The sequence below is a fragment of the Rheinheimera sp. genome (assembly GCF_036568245.1).
Taxonomy (GTDB): domain Bacteria; phylum Pseudomonadota; class Gammaproteobacteria; order Enterobacterales; family Alteromonadaceae; genus Alishewanella.
The window spans coordinates 1-4,931 of sequence record NZ_DATCSY010000394.1 but is presented as its reverse complement, the minus strand read 5'-3'; the positions used below and the strand labels follow the sequence as shown (position 1 = coordinate 4,931).

Here is a 4,931-nt window from a genome sequence, read left to right as displayed (position 1 = left end):
TGTTGTGTCAGTTCAGTCCCGGTGAGTACCACCTGTATCCTGACATAAGCCTGGCGGTTGAGGCCGGCTTCCATCTGGTGACTGCGATGTTCCAGTGCCAGAACCGTATGCGGTATACCCGCCGGACTTTCGCTGTGCTCTGGTTGACGACAAATTGTGCCTACCAGTACGGTGCAATTGTCCATTAACGACAACTTACTCTTCGTTTGATACTTGCTCTTCAGTTTCGCGAGGAGCACGCTCACGACGTTCTTCACGTACCTTAGCCATTGGTGATGGCTCAACTACGGCACTGTCAGTGCGCATAATCAGGTTACGTAAAACAGCATCGTTGTAGCGGAAGTTAGTTTCCAGCTCATCAATCACAGTTTGTGGCGCTTCTACGTTCATCAGAACATAGTGAGCTTTATGCAACTTCTGGATTGGGTAAGCCAGTTGACGACGGCCCCAATCTTCCAGACGGTGAATAGAACCACCCGCTTCTTTGATCGCGCCAGTGTAGCGCTCGATCATGCCTGGTACCTGCTCACTCTGATCAGGGTGAACCATAAAAACGATTTCGTAATGACGCATTGTAGCTCCTTACGGTTAGTAAGCCTCGGGGGAACTCGGCCGGGGTTCTCATGGAGGCAAGGAACGTTAAGTGTATGGCCGAAGGTCGCGTATTCTACGGATTTAGCGGGTAAATAACAAGCAGATATTTGGACTAACTACGCTGGCGCACTGCTTCAAATAAGCAGATACCCGCAGCTACCGATACGTTAAGGCTGGAGACAGTGCCAAACATCGGAATTTTCACCAGGCTATCGCAGGTTTCACGCGTTAAGCGGCGCAGGCCTTCGCCTTCAGCGCCTAACACTATCGCGAGCGGGCCTTTTAAATCGGCATCATAAACCAGGGTTTCAGTTTCACCAGCGGTACCGACAATCCACACACCAGCATCCTGTAATTCACGTAAAGTGCGGGCCAGGTTAGTCACAGTAATAAAAGGTACGCTCTCTGCTGCACCACAGGCCACTTTGCGCACCACAGAGGTGAGCTTTACTGAACGATCTTTTGGTGCAACAACCGCATGCACACCGGCAGCATCGGCGCTGCGTAAGATCGCACCTAAGTTATGCGGGTCGGTTACGCCATCGAGGATTAAAATAAAGGGCTTTGCCTGTTGCTCAACGATAGCGGCCAGGTCGGCCTCGTTGCCTGAACTTTGCAAACGCGCTTTAGCGACTACACCCTGATGCTGGCCACTGACCATATCATCCAGCGTTTTACGGTTACAAAACTGCACCGACACGCCGTTTTGCCGGGCTAATTGAATGATCGGTTGCATGCGCTTATCGTCGCGATCTTTCATCACAAACAATTCCAGCACATCTTGCGGCGCACGCTGCAAAAACGCCTCTACCGCGTGAATACCAAATACCAGATCTGCGTTCATTGTTAGCCCTTGTTTCGCCAGTCAGAAAAATTGGCCGGCAGTTTACCTGAATTTAAAGCATTAACGAACCAGTTTGCCCACACCAACACGCCGTAAATATGTCCCTATAGGCTCGATTCAGGCATCCATGCCTTCAACGGTTGGCTTAGGGCAAACTGATTCGCTAAGTAGTTAATGACTTACTTCGCTTTACGCCGTGGCTTTTTCCGCGCGGTTATGTTGCGTGCGCCTTTAGGCTTATCCTCTTTTCTCGCTGGTGCTTTAGCACCTCGGCCACTACTGCTCTTGCCCGCTGCGGTTTTACCGGCTTTTACCGCTTTACCACTGGCTGCTAGTTTCGATGCCTTGATATCAGCTTTATTGACAAAGCGCTTGGGTTCACCCACCAGCACTAAATCAATTTTGCGCGCTTCCAGGTTTACCGCAGCTACTTTCACTTTCAGAATATCGCCCATGCGATAGCTGACTTTGCTGTGCTCGCCGGTTAATACATGCCGGTCAGCATCAAAGTGATAGTAATCGTTTTGCAGAGACGTAACATGCACCAGCCCTTCGATATACAGCTCAGTTAAGCGCACAAACAAGCCGAAGTTAGTGACAGTTGACACCACACCTTCAAACTCATCGCCCAAATGGTCCTGCATATACTCGCACTTGAGCCAGTCAGCCACTTCACGTGTGGCATCATCAGCCCGGCGCTCTGTCATCGAGCACTGCTCACCCAGCGGGGTAATTTCTGCCTCACTGTAAGCCCGGGCACCAACCACTTTCTGGCCTTGCTTCGCCAGTACGGCTTTAATACCACGGTGCAGCACTAAATCCGGATAGCGACGGATGGGCGAGGTGAAATGGGCATAAGCCTCTAGAGCTAAACCAAAATGGCCCTGATTATCACCCTGATAGACAGCTTGCTTCATTGAACGCAGCATGGTGGTTTCAATCAGTTCACGATCCGGCCGCTCGCCGATGCGGTTAAGCAATTCAGTCAGTTCCAGTGGCGTTGGCTCGTTTGGTAAGTCGGCTTCAATACCCAGCTCACCTAAAAAGCGACGAAAGTTATCAAAGCGATCGCCGTCCGGCCGCTCGTGCACTCGGAACAGGGTATGGGCTTCATGTTTTTCAATAAAACGCGCCGCGGCAACGTTCGCCATGATCATGCATTCTTCAATGATCTTATGCGACTCAACCCGGTGCACCGGCACAATTTGTTCAATCTTACGGTGACTGTTAAAGATAAAGTGCGTTTCCACCGTTTCAAACTCAATAGCACCACGCTGGCCGCGTACCTTGGCTAACTTTTTGTAGAGTGAGTGCAGGGTTTCAATATTCGTCAGGTTCGCATCGTATTGCTGGCGCAGTTCAGGGTCACCCTGCAGAATCTTGTGTACCTTGTTATAGGTTAAACGGGCACTGGAGTGCATTACCGCTTCGTAAAACTGGTAGCTTTCCAGCTTGCCTGCGGCACTGATATGCATATCCGCGACCATACACAGCCGGTCGACATGTGGATTGAGTGAACACAGACCGTTTGATAGTGCTTCCGGTAACATTGGCACCACATGGTCGGGGAAATACACCGAGTTACCACGCTCGAGGGCACTTTTATCCAGCGGAGTATCAGGCAGTACATAGCTACTGACATCAGCAATAGCTACCCACAAGCGCCAACCACCGTTGTCTTTCGCTTCAGCGTACACTGCATCGTCAAAGTCACGAGCGTCTTCGCCATCAATGGTAATTAAACCCAATTGCGTTAAATCGACCCGACCTTGTTTGGCCTCTTTTGGCACATCTGCACCGTATTTAGCCACTTGTTTTAGCACAGCATCAGAAAATTCATGCGGGATCTGATGGTTACGGATAGCAATTTCGATTTCCATCCCAGGCGCCATATGTTCACCCAGCACTTCTGTCACCTTACCGACCGCATTCACCCGTTTTGAAGGTCGCTGGGTAATTTCAGCAAGTACCACCTGGCCATGGCGAGCGGCCCCCTGCTCACCGTCAGGAATAACAATATCCTGGGAGATACGCGGGTCTTCCGGCACCACTACACCTAAAGCAAAATCTTTATAATAGCGCCCTACTACAGGTTCGGTACGCGGCTCGAGTACCCGTACTACCCGTGCTTCAATTTTATCTTTAGCGGAAATACTTTGCGCCGTGGCCAGTACCACATCACCCGGTAATAAGCGCTGCATTTCAAAATTGGGGATAAACCAGTCCGGCCCGCCCTGTTCCAATTTTAAAAAGCCGTAGCCTTCACGGTGACCGAGTACCGTGCCTTTAACCAGGTCCATATTGTCGACCAGGCCGTAGCGGCGATTCTTGGTGTAAATCAGCTGACCATCACGTTCCATTGCCCGCAGGCGTTTTTTTAATGCAAAGATGGCGTCATCGTCTTTCAGCCCCAGTTCTTCAACCAGTTCATCAAAATAAGCGGGGTTTTGGCGTTTTTCGATATGCTCGAGAATAAATTCCCGGCTGGGGATAGGGTTGTCGTATTTTTCCTGCTCACGCGCAAGATGCGGATCATTTACCGTCATTAAGTTATCTTTTGCTTCCTAAATTGTGTTAAGTGTAACAGCTAAACCTACTAATGAGTATGAACTTCATTTTACCGGCCGTTTCGCACTGGCAACTACCCGTGCCGGCATTTTCTTCGCCAGAGCTGAAAGTACCTGCTGAATTTGCTTATGTTTAGCACTATCAGCTGTTACTGCATGATGCAGCCAGCGGTAAGTTTGTTCAAAGTCTACCGGGCTACCGTTGCCATCAGCCAGGATCCGGCCTAATCGCAGCTGAGCGTTCAGGTTTCCCAGTGCCGAGGCTTCACGCAGGTAAACAATGGCTTTATCAATATCGGGCTGCACGAAACGGCCAATATGGTAATAACGCCCCACTTGTTCTAACCCTTCTGGTAAACCTTGCCCGGCCGCCTGCAGCATTAAGTCCCAGCCACGTTCAACATTACGTGGCACACAGACCGCATACGCCAGCATATCGCCGTACAAAAACTGATATGCTGGCAGTTGCATAATATCTGCCCTTGCCTCAATGTCGTTTACCAGCTGACAATCATCGGCTTTCACCCGCTTTAAATGACTGTTGGTACGGATCAAGGCCAGTAACTCATCCTGTGAGTACAGTTGCACGGCTTCAAGCTCCTGTGCAACTGCCGGAGTTGTCCCAACCAATATCGCTAACGCTAAGTAAACACCTTTGATCATCATTTGCGCCTGAAAATTGTCAGTTGTACCTTATCGGCTCTCTTAATCAGATATTAAGCAAGTTTTGCGCCTTAATGCTCATCATTCACTGTCCAAGGCGCTGACACTGGCATTTTAGCCGGCAACGAGCGTAATACTGCGGCGGATCTGGCAGAAACAGCGACATTACTGCAACTACCACTACGGATGTACTGCATGGCTTCAGCGTATAGCGGGTCATTCGCTATGCCCCAGTCACCGTTAATTTGCTCCGGCACCTGGCA

Annotated in this window: 4 protein-coding genes and 2 pseudogenes; all 6 read right to left on the bottom strand. The window is 50.2% G+C overall.

Annotation, left to right across the window (positions count from 1 at the left end):
• Positions 1-185, bottom strand: a pseudogene (locus VIN66_RS17675) (primosomal replication protein N); the annotation flags it as partial.
• Positions 186-195: 10 nt separating this feature from the next.
• Complete coding sequence (gene rpsF, locus VIN66_RS17670; protein WP_134057559.1) at positions 196-573, bottom strand: 30S ribosomal protein S6; 378 nt, start codon at positions 571-573, stop codon at positions 196-198.
• Positions 574-706: 133 nt separating this feature from the next.
• Complete coding sequence (rlmB, locus tag VIN66_RS17665; RefSeq protein ID WP_331925211.1) at positions 707-1,438, bottom strand: 23S rRNA (guanosine(2251)-2'-O)-methyltransferase RlmB; 732 nt, start codon at positions 1,436-1,438, stop codon at positions 707-709.
• A 179-nt stretch (positions 1,439-1,617) separates the two neighbouring features.
• On the bottom strand, positions 1,618-3,984 hold the full coding sequence (gene rnr, locus VIN66_RS17660; RefSeq protein ID WP_331925210.1) for a ribonuclease R: 2,367 nt from the start codon (positions 3,982-3,984) through the stop codon (positions 1,618-1,620).
• 66 nt (positions 3,985-4,050) lie between these two features.
• Positions 4,051-4,671, bottom strand: a complete 621-nt coding sequence (locus VIN66_RS17655; protein ID WP_331925209.1) for a tetratricopeptide repeat protein — start codon at positions 4,669-4,671, stop codon at positions 4,051-4,053.
• A 68-nt stretch (positions 4,672-4,739) separates the two neighbouring features.
• A pseudogene (locus VIN66_RS17650) lies at positions 4,740-4,931 on the bottom strand (carboxyl-terminal protease); the annotation flags it as partial.

Coding starts and splice junctions, on each gene's coding strand:
- rpsF (WP_134057559.1), bottom strand. CDS start 573: ATGCGTCATTACGAAATCGTTTTTATGGTTCACCCTGATCAGAGTGAG.
- rlmB (WP_331925211.1), bottom strand. CDS start 1,438: ATGAACGCAGATCTGGTATTTGGTATTCACGCGGTAGAGGCGTTTTTG.
- rnr (WP_331925210.1), bottom strand. CDS start 3,984: ATGACGGTAAATGATCCGCATCTTGCGCGTGAGCAGGAAAAATACGAC.
- VIN66_RS17655 (WP_331925209.1), bottom strand. CDS start 4,671: ATGATGATCAAAGGTGTTTACTTAGCGTTAGCGATATTGGTTGGGACA.